The 13,001-nt window shown below is 72.1% G+C and carries 12 protein-coding genes; 4 read left to right on the forward strand and 8 right to left on the reverse strand.

From position 1 onward, the window contains the following. Positions 1-7: 7 nt before the first annotated feature. Positions 8-922: an SDR family NAD(P)-dependent oxidoreductase gene (locus ACZ5GP_RS33500; RefSeq protein ID WP_468754438.1), complete on the forward strand. Its 915-nt coding sequence runs from the start codon at positions 8-10 to the stop codon at positions 920-922. 23 nt (positions 923-945) lie between these two features. Here ACZ5GP_RS33500 and ACZ5GP_RS33505 read toward each other — a convergent pair whose 3' ends face one another. Together ACZ5GP_RS33505 and ACZ5GP_RS33510 are read right to left on the reverse strand one after the other, a co-directional pair. Next, the gene (locus ACZ5GP_RS33505) at positions 946-1,725 is read right to left on the reverse strand and encodes a 4'-phosphopantetheinyl transferase family protein (protein ID WP_468754439.1); all 780 of its coding nucleotides are present in this window, start codon (positions 1,723-1,725) and stop codon (positions 946-948) included. Positions 1,726-1,736: 11 nt separating this feature from the next. Next, on the reverse strand, positions 1,737-2,051 hold the full coding sequence (locus ACZ5GP_RS33510) for a response regulator transcription factor (protein WP_468754440.1): 315 nt from the start codon (positions 2,049-2,051) through the stop codon (positions 1,737-1,739). 500 nt (positions 2,052-2,551) lie between these two features. Between ACZ5GP_RS33510 and ACZ5GP_RS33515 the strand changes: the two genes are divergently transcribed. Continuing rightward, positions 2,552-3,529 (forward strand): beta-ketoacyl-ACP synthase 3, encoded by a 978-nt coding sequence (locus ACZ5GP_RS33515; RefSeq protein ID WP_468754441.1) that lies wholly within the window; start codon positions 2,552-2,554, stop codon positions 3,527-3,529. Positions 3,530-3,569: 40 nt separating this feature from the next. On the opposite strand, the gene ACZ5GP_RS33520 is transcribed toward ACZ5GP_RS33515, so the two are convergent. Next, positions 3,570-4,538: a UDP-glucuronic acid decarboxylase family protein gene (locus ACZ5GP_RS33520; RefSeq protein WP_468754442.1), complete on the reverse strand. Its 969-nt coding sequence runs from the start codon at positions 4,536-4,538 to the stop codon at positions 3,570-3,572. Between the two features lie 332 nt (positions 4,539-4,870). Between ACZ5GP_RS33520 and ACZ5GP_RS33525 the strand changes: the two genes are divergently transcribed. Further along, the gene (locus tag ACZ5GP_RS33525; RefSeq protein WP_468754443.1) at positions 4,871-6,034 is read left to right on the forward strand and encodes an acyl-CoA dehydrogenase family protein; all 1,164 of its coding nucleotides are present in this window, start codon (positions 4,871-4,873) and stop codon (positions 6,032-6,034) included. Here the strand turns inward: ACZ5GP_RS33525 and ACZ5GP_RS33530 are convergent. The 5 genes from ACZ5GP_RS33530 to ACZ5GP_RS33550 form a co-directional block, all read right to left on the reverse strand. Further along, entirely contained in the window at positions 6,000-7,088 is a 1,089-nt protein-coding gene (locus ACZ5GP_RS33530; protein WP_468754444.1) for a hypothetical protein, read from the reverse strand. The two genes, ACZ5GP_RS33525 and ACZ5GP_RS33530, sit on opposite strands and share 35 nt — an antisense overlap. Positions 7,089-7,327: 239 nt before the next feature. Beyond that, the gene (locus ACZ5GP_RS33535) at positions 7,328-8,362 is read right to left on the reverse strand and encodes an isocitrate/isopropylmalate dehydrogenase family protein (RefSeq protein ID WP_468754445.1); all 1,035 of its coding nucleotides are present in this window, start codon (positions 8,360-8,362) and stop codon (positions 7,328-7,330) included. Between the two features lie 15 nt (positions 8,363-8,377). Next, positions 8,378-8,983: a 3-isopropylmalate dehydratase small subunit gene (gene leuD, locus ACZ5GP_RS33540; RefSeq protein WP_468754446.1), complete on the reverse strand. Its 606-nt coding sequence runs from the start codon at positions 8,981-8,983 to the stop codon at positions 8,378-8,380. A 53-nt stretch (positions 8,984-9,036) separates the two neighbouring features. Beyond that, a complete protein-coding gene (leuC, locus tag ACZ5GP_RS33545; RefSeq protein WP_468754447.1) occupies positions 9,037-10,431 on the reverse strand; it encodes a 3-isopropylmalate dehydratase large subunit in 1,395 nt (464 codons plus the stop codon). After that, positions 10,428-11,612, reverse strand: coding sequence for a LeuA family protein (locus ACZ5GP_RS33550; RefSeq protein WP_468754448.1), 1,185 nt, complete (start codon positions 11,610-11,612; stop codon positions 10,428-10,430). The genes leuC and ACZ5GP_RS33550 overlap by 4 nt, the downstream gene beginning before the upstream one ends. A gap of 241 nt (positions 11,613-11,853) precedes the next feature. On the opposite strand from ACZ5GP_RS33550, the gene ACZ5GP_RS33555 reads away from it, so the two are divergent. Beyond that, positions 11,854-12,909 (forward strand): glycosyltransferase family 2 protein, encoded by a 1,056-nt coding sequence (locus ACZ5GP_RS33555; RefSeq protein WP_468754449.1) that lies wholly within the window; start codon positions 11,854-11,856, stop codon positions 12,907-12,909. Positions 12,910-13,001: the final 92 nt, after the last annotated feature.

The following is a 13,001-nucleotide window of genomic DNA, read 5'->3' on the forward strand; positions in this document are numbered from 1 at the left end:
CAGGGCTGTGAACGAGGACTGGAACGCGCCGGACCTGGGCGGCAAGGTCGCCGTGGTCACCGGCGCCAGCCGCGGCGTGGGCCGCGGCATCGCGCTCGCGCTCGGCGCCGCGGGCGCCACCGTGTACGTCACGGGCCGCAGCACCCGCGACGGCGAGCGGACCGAGGGGCTCCCCGGGACGGTGGACGACACCGCCGACGAGATCACCGAGCGCGGCGGCAAGGGCATCGCCGTGCGCTGCGATCACGCGTCGGGCGCGGACAACGAGAGGCTCGCCGCCCGCGTCCAGGCCGACCACGGCAGGCTCGACCTGCTGGTCAACAACGCCTGGGGAGGCTACGAACGCTCCTCGGAGGTCCGCTTCGACGCGCCCTTCTGGGACCAGCCGATGTGGCGCTACGACCTGTTCGAGACGTCGCTGCGGGCGCAGTACGACGTCACCCGCAGGCTCGTCCCGCTGATGCTGCCCCAGGAGAGCGGCCTGGTCGTCGGCATCAGCTTCTCCGACGGCGACATCTACCTCGGCCAGGTGGGTTACGACGTCTTCAAGTCGGCCTCCGACCGCATGTGCCGGGGCTTCGCCGCGGACCTGCGCAAGAAGGGCGTCGCCGCGCTCTCCCTGCACCCCGGATTCGTCCGCACCGAGCGCGTGGCGGCGGCGTGGGAGGCGCTGGGCGAGGGGCCCGCGTCGGTGGTGCACTCCCCGGAGTACGTGGGCCGGGCCGTCGCGGCCCTGCTCGCGGACCCCGACGTGATGAGCCGCTCGGGCAAGGTGCTGAGCACCGGCGATCTGGCCGTCGAGTACGGCTTCGCCGACGTGGACGGCCGGCGGCCGCCGGCGTTCCGCCTGGAGGGCCGGATGAGCCTGGCGACCCGCATGCACCGGCTGAACAAGGTGGTCAGGTCGGCGGCGGAGCAGTAGAGCGGTCAAACCGCGCGGCGCGGTCACTCCAGCAGCAATCGGGAGGTACGCATGGTGGGGAGCCGTCCCCGGCCCGCGGGGCCCTGGAGCCGCAGGGCGACGGCGGCCTGCCGCCCCTCGGGCGCGGCCACGTCGAGCAGCGCCCAGCCGTCGGGCACCGGCGGTGCCCAGGGCGGGGCGAGCGCCGAGGCGAGGCCGACGTGATGGGCGCCCACCCCGCCGGGCAGTCCGGTGCCGATCCCCTTGAGGAAGGCCTCCTTGCGCACCCAGCAGCCCAGGACGGCCTCCTGACGGGCCGCCGGGTGCAGGGTGTCGAGGGCGCGCCGCTCGTCGGGGTGCAGGCGCCGGGCCAGTCGTCCGAGTCCCTCGCGGGCCAGGTCCATGGACTCGATGTCCGCCCCGACCGGCGCGGCGGCCAGGGCGTACAGCGCGATGTCCCCGGCGTGCGAGAGCGAGAAGTGCACGTCGGGCCGGCCGGCGACGGCGGGGCGCCCGTGCGGCTTCGCGCAACCGGGCATCCCGCACCGCTCGCGGACGAACACCACGTCCTCGGGAGCGGTGCCGAGGCGGGCGCCGAGCAGCACGCGCAGTCCCACGTGCGAGGTGACGAAACGGGTGCGCGCCGCCGGGTCCAAGAACCCGGCGGCACGTACGGTCTCCTCGGAGTCGAGGATCCCCGTGCGGGCGGCGGCCGCCTCGGCGTGCTCCGGTATCCACAGCATCCACACGTCGACCTCGTCACTCCCGTCGACGGCGACGGTGTCCGGACGGGAGCCGACGGGGTCCCGAGGGGCCTCGGTCATGAAGGTGGCCCCTACGGCTTGTCGAGGCCCTCGGGGCCGGGCGGCAGGTCGTGCGACCACTCCGCGGCGAGGAGCGCGGCCTCCACCCGGGACCGCAGCCCCAACTTGCGCGTGATGCTCGTCAGATGGGCCTTGACGGTGCGCTCCGCGATGCCGAGCCGGCGGGCGAGCTCCCGGTTCCCCTCCCCGTCCGGGAGCACGCTGAACACTTCGAGCTCCCGTGGCGTCAGCACCCGCAGGGCGGAGCGTTCCACCGCCGCCAGGCGACCGCCACCGGACCCTATTCCCCCGTCGGCGTCGCCGCCGACCTGAATCTCCCCGTGCATTCGTTCTCCAACTCCTTGAAAAGCCGTCACCGCAGGAGGAATCGGAGTGATTATTCACGCACGACCATTATTCCCCCTGTTGACCGACAGTAAATAAGGCGGCGCACCCACCGGGTCACCACCTTGTGACGTGAGTCACTCGCACTATACCCCGATGAAGAGGAGGGGCCGTCGGTGTGGATTTCCTTCCCGGGGGCGACGGTTGCTTGCGATCGTAACTAGTTGATCGCTCAACGCGCCTTGATCCCATGGGCGTTCGCGCCGGTAGTGCTGCATGTCCCGGCCTTGCGGCGGTGATCACCCGGGGTCGGGCGTGTGCATTTACGCTGCCGCGCAAAAATTTCCAGGGGAGGGAGGAGAAGCGCGCGCCAAGGAAATTCTTCCCCAAGTGGAATTGACGGATCCGTGCAAAAAGACCGCCCCGCATTCAGGGCCCCGAAGGTCCGGACTTTCCGTGCCCACCGGACCATCCATCGCCGCAGACAGCTCGAGGTGACCGTATGTCGTCCCATTCATCTGTTCCGGCCGGCCCCGACGCCGTCGCCGGTTCCCGCGTCGCGGCCGTCGCCGGTGTGCGCCCGCGACGGATCGTCGGCAACACGGAACTGGGCCGGGGCCTCGGGGTCACGGCCGAGTGGATCGAGCGGCGGGTCGGCATCCGCGAACGGCGGTTCGCCGGCGCGGAGGAGAGCGTCACGGCCATGGCGGCCGGCGCGGCGGCCAAGGCCCTCTCGGCGGCCGGCCTCACCCCCGCCGACATCGATCTGCTCGTCCTCGCCACCTGCTCCATGCCCTCGCCGATGCCGAGCGGCGCGGCCTCCGTCGCGGCGCTCCTCGGCACCCCGCACATCGCGGCGTTCGACGTCAACGCAGCCTGCGCGGGGTTCTGTTACGCCCTCGGTGTCGCCGACGGCCTCATCCGCTCCGGCACCAGCCGCCGTGCCCTGGTGATCGGAGCGGAACGGATGACCGACTGGGTGGACGCCACGGACGTGGACACCGCCACGGTCTTCGCCGACGGGGCCGGTGCCGCGGTCGTCGTCGGCGCCGAGCGGGCCGGGATCCATCCGGTGGAGTGGGGCGGCGACGGCGACAAGGCGGACCTCGTCGCCATCCCCGACCGGCACGGCAGCGTGACCATGCGCGGCCAGGCCGTCTACCGCTGGGTGACGTCGGAGCTGGCCGCGGTGGCGGCGGCGGCCTGCGCCCGCGCCGGCATCGCCCCGGCCGACCTCAAGGGCTTCGTGGCGCACCAGGCGAACCTGCGGATGATCGAACGTCTGGCCGTGAGTCTCGGGGCGACGAACGCGGCCGTGGCCCGGGACATCGTGCGCACCGGCAACACCTCCGCGGCCTCGGTGCCGTTGGCGCTGTCCCGCTTGATCGACCTCGGCCAGGTCCGGCCCGGCGACCCGATCCTGCTGATGGGCTTCGGCGCGGGACTCAGCTACGCGGCGCAGGTGATCGTCTGCCCGTAGGCCCGGCGAGCCCCGGGGGGGCCTGGATGGCGCGAGCCGCTCAGTCGACCGCGCCGTACCGCGCCGCCCGCACGTCCCTGAACGACGCGATGACCTCGGCCAGGCCCTGCCGCAGGGGCACCTCCGGCTGCCAGCCCAGCACCCGGCGGGCGAGGGCGATCTCCGGCCGGCGCAGCTTCGGGTCGTCCTCCATGCCGGGCAGGAAGGTGATCTCGGACGTCGATCCGGTGAGGTCCCGTATCAGCTCGGCGACCTCCAGCACCGTCATCTCCACCGGGTTGCCGAGGTTCATGGGCCCCGGATGATCGCTGCCGACCGCGCGCAGAAGGGCTTCCACGGTGTCGGAGACATAACACAGCGACCTCGTCTGGCGTCCCGAGCCGTAGACGGTCAAGGGCTTGCCCTCCAGGGCCTGGACGACGAAGTTCGGCACCATGCGTCCGTCGTCCGGCTTCATGCGCGGCCCGTAGGTGTTGAACAGCCGGACGACGCACGCGTCGACGTTGTGCTCCCGGACGTAGGCGGCCACCGCCGCCTCGCCGAACCGCTTGCTCTCGTCGTACACCGAGCGCGGGCCGAGCGGATTCACGTTGCCCCAGTACGTCTCGTCCTGGGGGTGGACGAGCGGATCCCCGTACACCTCGCTGGAGGAGGCGTAGACGAGGCGCGCGCCCGTCCGTCTGGCCAGCTCCAGCGTGGCCAGCGTGCCGGCCGAACCCACGCGCAGCGTCTCGACGGGCAGCCGCAGATAGTCCTGCGGGCTGGCCGGTGACGCGAGGTGGACGATCGCGTCCACGGGGCCCTCGACCTCCAGGCCGGCGCAGATGTCCCGCCGCACCAGGCGGAACCCGTGGTCCGCCAGCAGGTGCGCGATGTTGTCCGGGTTGCCGGTGGAGAAGTCGTCCACGCACACCACGGACGTGCCTTCACCCACCAGACGTTCACACAGGTGCGACCCCAGAAAGCCGGCACCACCGGTGACCACCACACTGCGCCGCTCGTCGTTCATGCTGCCTCCGTGTCTCTCACCGTCGTCGGTGTCCATATCCATGGGAAAAGGAATTCCGTGTGCATGGGCCGGGTGCAAAAGTGGTGCGAAGGCGCTGGTTCGGGCTCGGGAGCCTAGCAGTCGATTCGCTTCTGCGGCAGCGGCATCCAGGGTCATGCAGCAGGGGCTGAAGGTTCTTGACGGTGTGGCGGGCGGCGCCATTAAGCTGCCTGCCGACATCTGATTCTGTGCACTTTGGGCATTCCCCCTGGGCCATCGAATTTCTCGCCGTCCGAGGCAGCGAATGCGTCGCGTACGGAAAATGCCTACGCGGGGCAGGGAAGAGGGCAGCGATGAACGACTCGTGCCAGGCCGCGGCGCGGACAGCCGTGAACGTGCTGCGCAAGTACGCGGCGGAGGTGGACGAACAGGCGAGGTTCCCGGTGGAGAGCTTCGCCGCACTCCGCGAGAGCGGCCTGCTGGGGCTCGTGGTGCCGACCGAGTACGGGGGAGCGGGCGCCGGGTTGGACACCTACGTCGAGGTGGCCCAGGTGCTCGCGGGCGGCTGCCTGTCGACGGCCCTCGCCTGGACCATGCACTGCCAGCAGACGGACGCCATCGCCCGCTTCGGCGGCCCCCGGCTGCGCGAACGCGTACTGCCCCGCGTCGCCCGCGGCGAGCTGTACATCGCGTCGGTGACCACCGAGCGGGGCAAGGGCGGCCATCTCCTGACCGCCGAGGCGCCGTTGGGCGTGCGCGACGGCAAGCTGCGCATCGAGCGGGACGCGCCGGTCGTGACCGGGGCGTCCGTCGCCGAGGGCTTCCTCGTCACGATGAAGGAGGGCGCGGACCTGCCCGCCCACGCGGTGTCCCTGGTGTACGCCGACCGCGACGCCCTGTCGGTCACGGAGACCGGGGAGTGGGACACCCTCGGCATGCGCGGGACGCGCAGCCTCGGCGTCCGGCTCTCCGGCGAGGTCCCCGCGGACCAGGTCGTCGGCGGCTCCGGGGGCTTTCGCGAGGTGGCGGTGGAGTCCATGATCCCCATGGCCCACCTCGGCTGGTCCGCCTGCTGGCTGGGTGCCGCCCGCGCGGCGCTCGGCGAACTGGTCACCGGCCTGCGGGGCCCGGGACGGCGGGGCCCCGACACCGGCTCCGAACTCGTCCGGGAACGACTGGCCCGCATCCGCATTGACCTGGAGCTGACCAGCGGATACCTCCACCGCGTACAGCAGGAGGTCAGTGCCGCGCGCGCGGCGGACCGGTCGCTGGGAGAGACGGTCGTACAGATCCATCTGAACACGCTCAAGGTGGCCGCGTCCGAGCTGACCTTCCGGGCGGCCGACCGCATGATGCAGTTCGCGGGGCTCGCCGGCGGTTACTCCAAGACCTCACCGCTCCCGGTGGAGCGGACCTTCCGCGACCTGCGGGCGGCGAGCCTCAACTACGCGAACGACCGGCTGCTGACCGCGACCGGCTCGCTCATGCTCCTCGACCGCTCGGTGGTGCTGGGATGACCGCCACCGCGGGCGCGCCCTCGTCGCCGGGGCCCGGCAGGCCGCGGCCCGCCGGCTGCCGGGGTGGCCGGGCCGTCGGCTCACGGGCCGCGTTACTCGTGGAGAGGTCCCCGGACAGCAGCCGCACGTTGCGGATCTGGCCGTGGCGCAGCGTGATCCGCCCCTGCCACCGGAAGTCGCGGTCCAGGAACTCCACGCTCGCCGCGCCTTTCTCGCGGGCGTACCGGGAACGGGCGTAGGCCGAGACGCCCACCAGCACCCGGTCCTCGCTCACGGCGAGGCCGCGCGGAAAGCCGTCCGCGCGGTACACCGGCTGCGGGCCGCGCACCACCGTCCTCTCCCGTGACCTGCACAGTACGAACTGCTCCCCGTCGAAGAACAGGTCGTGGCAGTGGGAACCGCCCGCGGGCACCACCGTGACCAGCCGCGACTGGCTGTCGAAGGCCCAGATCTCGCTCTGCCGGGAACCGCGCCGGCGCCCCTCGCTGGCCATCACGAACAGGAGCGGGCCGTACCGGAACAGCGCGCTGATGCGCAGCGGGAGGCGGGGCGCCTGCTCGTCCAGGCGGAACGAGCGGTCGGCGTGCGCCGCGTGCACCGCCGGTCCGCCCTCACCCACCCGGTAGGCGAGCACCTGATTGCGCGAGGGATCCGTGACCAGCAGTTCGTCGTCGACGAAGTCGATGCAGTACTCGTCGCGGGGCAGCCCCCAGATGCGGGGGACGACCTCGACGTCCCCGCCTTCCAGGTGCACCGACAGGACACGGCCGTGCCGCCCGGCCCGCTGGAACACCCACAGCGCTCCGTCCCGCACCGTCAGGCCGCAGGACGGCCCCCGGACGATGCGCTCGAAGTGCCGTCCGTTCCACAGCAGCAGCCCGTGGGAGGTCGTGACGGCGAACGGTGTGTCACCCACGTCGCCCTCGACCTCGCCCGCCACGCGACGGGACGCGGGCGGCGACAACGCGCCGCGCGCCGCGCCCGCCGTCGCGCGGCGTTCGCGGCCGAACAGGCCACCGGGGCGCAGGTGGTGGAGCCCGTGTACTCCGGTCATCACGGGATGCCCTTCAGAATGGGTGACGGTCGGACGCGAAACGTCCGAAAGGCCTGGAGGCTTCGCTCTCGCAGTCCATCGATACCGGTGTCACTGAATGCGGTCAACCTGTCACACCAACTGTTGAGCAAATTGCGAGGAAATCATGGTGCGCCCGGTGCTTTCCGGCCCGAAGGGTCCCGGGGAAAAGGCCGAAATGCTGCCCACCGGCGATTTATGGCCGCGTGAATTTCCGCCTCTCATTCCCGGCGCAACGCGTCCCGCACCGCCGCCCCAGCCTCGGACGTGGTCGACGAGCCGCCCAGGTCGGGTGTGCACCGCCGGTCCGCGACCGTGGTGCGAACCGCCGCGCGGATCCGTTCCGCCTCCTCGGCGCGGCCCGCGCAGTCCAGGAGCAGGGCGGCGCTGAGGACAGCCGCCAGCGGGTTGGCGGTGCCGGTGCCCACCAGGTCCGGCGCCGAGCCGTGCACGGGCTCACACAGCGCGTACCCCGTCTGCGGGTTGAGGTTCGCCGAGGCCGCGGTGCCGGGGCCGCCCGCCAGCTGGGCGGTCAAATCGCTCAGCACGTCGCCGTGCGCGTTGTTCGCCACGATCACGTCGAACGCGGTCGGATCCTGCACGAGCAGCATGACCGCCGCGTCCACATACAAGTGCCGCGTGGGCAGCTCCGGACGGAGCGCGGCCGCCTCGCGGAAACAGCGCTGCCACAGCGCTCCGTTGTGCGGCACGGCGTTGGCCTTGTCCACCAGGCACACCGACCGGGTGGCCCGCGCGAACGCGAACTCCATCGCCCTGCGCACCCCGCGGTGGGTGCTCACCTCCGTGTCGATCGCCGTCTCGTGCGGGGTGCCGGCGCGCAGCGCGCCGCCGACACCCACGTACAGCCCCTCGGTGTTCTCGCGCACCACCGTGCAGTCGATCGCTCTGCGGCCGGGGTCGCGCAGCGGGCTGAGCCGGTCGTGCAGGAGGTGCGCCGGGCGGTGGTTGACGTACAGGTCCAGCTCGAAGCGCAGCCGCAGCAGTACGTCACGCGCGTAGTCCGGGCCGCTCACCCGCGGGTCGCCGACCGCTCCCAGCAGGGCGCCGTCACAGCTCGCCACGCGGGCGAAGTCGTCGTCGGACAGCGCGGTGCCGGTGGCGAGGTATCTGTCGGCGTTGACGTGGTCGAGCACGTCGAACTCCAGGTCGGGCGCCACCACGCGCAGTGTCCGCAGCGCCTCCGCCGTGACGTGTGGGCCTATCCCGTCGCCCGGGACCACGGCGATGCGTCGCACGTTCGGCTTCCTCCTTCAGGGGCGCCCCACGGCCGCCGACGGCCGGGGCATCCAATGGGGCCTGCTCTGTTCGTGCCGGGTGATCGCGTCCTCGGCCCGCAGGGCGACCTCGATGTCGTCGAGGCCTTCGAGCAGCAGCCGACGGGCCCGCGCGTCGACCTCGAAGGGCCACCGGTGACCGCCGGCGCGCACTTCCCGCCCGCGCAGGTCGACGGTGAGCGTGTACGAGGGGTCCTGCTCCGCGCGCTCCAGCAGGCCCGCCACCACCTCCTGCGGCAACTCCACCGCCAGTACGCCGTTGCGCAGGGCGTTGCGCTGGAAGATGTCGCCGAAGCTGGCGGCGAGCACCGCTCGTATCCCCCAGTCCCGCAGCGCCCACACCGCGTGTTCGCGCGAGGAGCCGGTGCCGAAGTGGGGGCCGGCCAGCAGAATGCTCGCTTCCCGGTACTCGGGCCGGTTCAGCACGAACCCGGTGTCCTTGCGCCAGTGGCCGAACAGCGCGTCGGCGTACCCGGTCCTGGTCAGTCTGCGGCAGTGCCGCGCCGGGATGATCTGGTCGGTGTCCACATCGCTGCGCCGCAGTGGCAGACAGGTGCCGGTGTGTTCGGTGAGCGGGTCCATGTCCGTGGCTCTCTCGCTTGGCGGCTTCGCGCCGCTCGTTGCCGTCCGGGCGGTCAGTCCAGGTCGGCGGGGGTGGTGAAGCGCCCGGTGACGGCGGTCGCCGCCGCCATGGCCGGCGACACCAGGTGGGTCCGGGCGGTGTTGCCCTGGCGCCCCTCGTAGTTGCGGTTGGACGTGGAGGCGCAGCGCTGTGTGCCGGGCAGCCGGTCGGGGTTCATGCCGAGGCACATCGAGCAGCCCGAGAACCGCCACTGCGCGCCCGCGGCCAGGAACACCTCGTGCAGTCCCTCCGCCTCCGCGGCACGGCGCACCTGCGTCGAGCCGGGGACCACCAGCATCCGCACCCCGGGCGCGACGGCCCGGCCGCGCAGCACGTCGGCCGCGGCGCGCAGGTCCTCCAGCCGGCCGTTGGTGCACGAGCCGAGGAACACCGTGTCGACCGTGATGTCCCGCATCGCCGTGCCGGGCGCCAGGTCCATGTACGCGAGCGCCCGCCGGGCCGCGGCCTGTTCGGCGCCGGTGAACCGGTCGGGGTCGGGCACGCGATCACCGATGCCCACCGCCTGCCCGGGGTTCGTGCCCCAGGTGACGTGCGGCGTCAGGGCGGACGCGTCGATGCGCGTCGTCCGGTCGAACCGGGCCCCGGCGTCGGTGCGCAGCCGGCTCCAGTAGGCCGCCGCCTGCTCCCAGTCCGGGCCCCGCGGGCTCTCCGGCCGCCGGCGCAGATAGGCGAGCGTCGTCTCGTCCGGCGCGACGAGGCCCGCCCGCGCGCCCGCTTCCACGCTCATGTTGCACAACGTCATCCGGCCCTCGATCGACAGGGCCCGCACCGCGTCGCCGTGGTACTCCAGCACATGCCCGTGGGCGCCGTTGGCGCCGAGCCCGGCCAGCAGGGCGAGTGCCAGATCCTTGGCCGTCACATCGTCCGGGGGCAGACCGGCGAACTCCACGGCCATCGTTTTGGGGCGCCGCAGTGCGACCGACTGGGTGGCGAGGACGTGCTCGACGTCGCTCGTGCCCACGCCGAACGCCAGCGCCCCGAAAGCGCCATGGGTGGAGGTGTGGCTGTCGCCGCAGGTCACCGTCATGCCGGGCAGGACGACGCCCAGTTCGGGGCCGACCACGTGCACCACCCCCTGGCGCGCGTCACCGTGGCTGAACAGCCGGATGCCGTGCTCCGCGCAGTTGTGCCGCAACGTGCGGACCTGGAGGGACGCCACCGGGTCGCCGATGGTGAGGGAGTCGGTGGGTACGTTGTGGTCCTCGACCGCCAGGGTCAGGTCCGGCCGGCGCACCCGGCGCCCGGCGAGCCTCAGGCCGTCGAACGCCTGCGCCGAGGTGGCCTCGTGGATGAGGTGCAGATCCACGTACAGCAGGTCGGCGCCGTCCTGCCGCTGGACGACGTGCGCGTCCCACAGCTTGTCGATCAGCGTGGTGGGTCGGCTCATGTGTCGGCCTGCGCGGTGGCGCGGTCGGCGAGCCGCTTGGCCAGGTCGTCCAGTTCCTCACAAGCGCCCATGGGCGTGGACGCGATGAACTCCTCGTACAGCTCGTCGACGAGGGCGTCGTTCTGGGGCAGGCCCGTCCGGGTGAGCAGATAACGCAGGACGGCCCGGCCCGAGTGCCGCCCCACCAGCAGGGAGCGTTCCCGGCCGAACCGGTGCGGGTTCAGGTACTCGTAGTTGACGGGGTTCTTGAGGATGCCGTCCTGGTGGATCCCGGCCTCCGTCGCGAAGGAGTTGACGCCGACCACGGCCTTGTTCCGGTACGGCGGCAGTGCGATGGTCTCGGCGAGCGACTGGTAGGCGGGGTACAGCAGGTCGAGCCGTATGTCGCTGGTGACGCCGAACTGCTCGCCCTTGTGGGCGAGTACGGCGGCCAGCTCCTCCAGAGCGGTGTTTCCCGCCCGTTCGCCGATACCGCCGAGAGTGGCCTGGATCTGGTCGGCGCCGGCCTCGATCCCGGCCAGGGCGTTGGCCAGCGACAGGCCCATGTCGTCGTGGCAATGGGTGGACAGGACCACCTCGTCCGGTATCCACGAGCGCACAGCGGCGCACAGGTCGCCGTACTCGCGGGGCGTCGCGCAGCCCGTCGTGTCGGCGAGGATGACCGTGCCCGCACCGCACTCGACGGCGGTGGTGACCAGCGACCTGACGTGGTCCTTGGCGCTGCGGCTGGCGTCCTCCACCCCGAAGGAGATGTCGCTCGCGCCCATCTCCACCGCGAGCCGGATCGCGTCCCGCACCTCCTGGACCGACTCCTCGCGCGTGATGCCGCGCTTGTGCTTCAGGTGGATGTCGCTGCCGGTGCCGCAGATCTGCACCTGGTGGTGGGGGCGGGCGCCACCGGCCAGCATGGACTGCCGGACGTCGGAGGTGGAGGCCCGGTTGAACGTGGCGAACTTCGCGGTGGTCAGCGCGTCGGCGATGAGCCGGGTCGCCTCGGCGTCCTCGGGGGAGGAGCCGGGAAAACCCGCTTCCACCACATCGGCGCCGTACGCCTCGGCCGCCAGGGCCAGCCGCACTTTGCTCCGCGCCGACATGGCGTTGCCGGGTGCCTGCTCGCCGTCGCGCAGCGTGGCGTCGAACACCGAGATACGGCGAAGACGGGATGCGCTTTCTGTGGTCACGTGCTGGCCCCCCTGAAAGTGGCAAGTGCCGTTCCTCTTCGGGCGGGTGCGCTAGCTGGCGGCTGACCCTCCGACGTCGGCATGGGGGGATGCTAAATGTCCGGGACGGCCCGCGAATAGTTTTTCATGCTCGCTTGAAAGACCCTGATATCGCTGAAATACGACGCGCGCCACCGAGTGATTTCCGCGCTAGCGTAACTCGGCCGACTCGTGACTCAGCACGCAGGAGTGTGGAACCCGTATGTATCCCGAAGATTCCCGGATCGATGTCCTGTGCGCCACATACAACCGTTCTGCGCTGCTTCGCGGAGCCATCGAGAGCGTGCTGGCCCAGACCGTCCCGGACTGGCACCTCGTGATCGTCTCCGACGCCTCGACCGACGACACGGCGGAGGTCGTCGCCGGCTACGACGACCCGCGCATCACCTTCCTGGAGTGCACCGCGCGCAGGCGCCCCGGCGGCCCGCGCAACGTGGGTCTCGCCACCTCGTCGGCGCCGCTCGTCGCCTACCTGGACGACGACGACCGCTGGCGCCCCGACCACCTCGCGCAGGTGCTCGCCCGCTTCGACGCCGGAGAATCCTGGGTCGTGGCGGCCGGCACCTACGTGGACGACAACGGGGAGCGGAAAGTGCCCGCCCACATCCTGGGCAGCGTGTGGCACCCGGAACTGCAACTCGTCGCCTCCCTCTTCGAGCCCTCCAGGGTCGCGCACCGCCGCGCCCTGCTCGACCGGCTCGGCGGCTGGTCCGAGGGCCGGGGCATCAACCGGGACGACTGGGAGCTGTGGCTGCGGTTCGCCGACGACGGCCAGTCGGTCGCGATCGCCGGCGAGGCCACGGTGGAGATCCGGGCCGGTCTGACGACGATGCGGCACACCGACGCGTACGCCGCCGACGCCCACCCGATCGTGGTGGGCCGCGCCGGTTCCCCGGACGGGGCGCGAGCGGCCCTCGACGAACTGCGCTCGGCACCGCTGCGCGAGCGGTTCCACGAGCTGCACCGCGCCTCGACCCGGGCCTGGCTGGCCGAGATCCTCTCGTCCGGACAGGCCGCGCTGCCGCCCGGCGTGACGTGCGAGGAGGCGCTCGGCGAGTGGGACACGTTCCAGGCGGGGCCGCGGCCGGGAGGGCCTCAGCCGCTGATCGACGAACTCGTCGTCGACGGGGCCGACCTCGTCCACCCCGTGCCGTGCCTGACCCGGGCCCACGGGCTGCGGATCGAGCGGCTGCTGCGGCACAGGGACCGGCAGCGGCTCGATCTCGTGGCCGCCGCAGTGGCGCGCCACGCGCGGTGAAGCCGCTTCTCGGGCGCCCGATGCCGCCCACACGGTACGAGGTGTGCCCGGTCGCGCCGATCCACTCGCGGAGTATGCCCCGGGCCGGACGA

The sequence above is a fragment of the Streptomyces sp. NPDC031466 genome (assembly GCF_055581265.1).